Here is a 1,107-nt window from a genome sequence, read left to right as displayed (position 1 = left end):
CTGTCGGCCGCGGTGCTCGCCGCCTGCGGCACGCTGATGGCCCCCTTCGCGTCGTCCGACGCCTACCTCCCCGCGGGCTCGGCCTTCGAGGCACCACCGGTCGCCCTGACCGGGCACCTGGTCGTGGCGGGGGCCCTGCCGTTGGGCGCCGCCCTGTTGCTGACCTCGGCGTTGCCCGTGGCCTTCCGGCGCGGCGGGCTCGGCGGTATCGCGCTCGCCGTGGCCGGTCTCGTGGTGCCGGACCTTCTCGCCGGCCGGTCCCTGGCCGGGACGGAGCCGACGGCGGGTCCCGTGCTCGCGCTCGTCGCCGCCGCGGGTCTGGCGGCCGTGGCCGCCTTCCCCGGGGGAGGGGTGGTGGGAACAGGCACCCCCGGGTCCGGAACGGACACCGGTGCACGGGAGGTGGCCGTGCCCGGACGGCGCAGACTGGAGGTCGCCACCGGGGCCGCGGCGGTGTTCACCGGCGTCGCCGCCGTGGTGGGGGCGTTGTCGCCCACCGTCACCACCCCTGCGCCGCTGCCGACCCCGGAGAGCCCGGCCCGCTGGCTGTTGCTCGTGGCCGGGGTGCTGACCGTGCTCCCTGCGGTGTTGCTGTTCGTGCGCCGTACGGCCACCCCGGTGCGCCCGGTGCTGTCCTGCGTGTGGGTCGCCGTCCCGTTGGCCGGGGCCCCGGTGCTGGAGACCGCCAGTACGGCGGCGGAAGCGGGTTCGGCCTCGCCGGGGCCGGGTGTGGTGTGGACGTCGCTGGCCATGGCGGCGGCCCTGGTGACGGCCTGCGCCTCCGTGGTGGCCGGGCTTCTCGAACGGGAGGAGGCCCGCGACGCCACGGACGCCGGGCCGCGGGACCCGCAGGTCGGTGCCGATCCCGCCCGGCTGACGGCCGTGGGAACGCGGATGGTCGTGCCGATGGGTGTGGCGTTGGTGCTCACCGCCGCGGCGTTCCTTTCGCCGGCGGTGGTCGCGCCGGACTACGTCGAGCCGACGTTGTGGCCCGAGCCCTCGGCGCCGCTCGGGGGGCTGATGGTGGCGCGGTCGACGGTGTTGGGGGCCCTGGTGCTGGTGCCGGTCTGCCGGCCCGCGCGGGCGGCGGCGCTGCTCACGGGGTGG

At 77.5% G+C, this 1,107-nt stretch carries 1 pseudogene; it reads left to right on the top strand.

Annotation, left to right across the window (positions count from 1 at the left end):
* Positions 1-1,107 (top strand): annotated as a pseudogene (locus SACPADRAFT_RS29465) (hypothetical protein); the annotation flags it as partial.

The sequence above is a fragment of the Saccharomonospora iraqiensis subsp. paurometabolica YIM 90007 genome (genome assembly GCF_000231035.2).
Classification (GTDB): Bacteria; Actinomycetota; Actinomycetes; order Mycobacteriales; family Pseudonocardiaceae; genus Saccharomonospora; species Saccharomonospora paurometabolica.
This window is presented reverse-complemented; position numbering and strand designations above follow the sequence as displayed.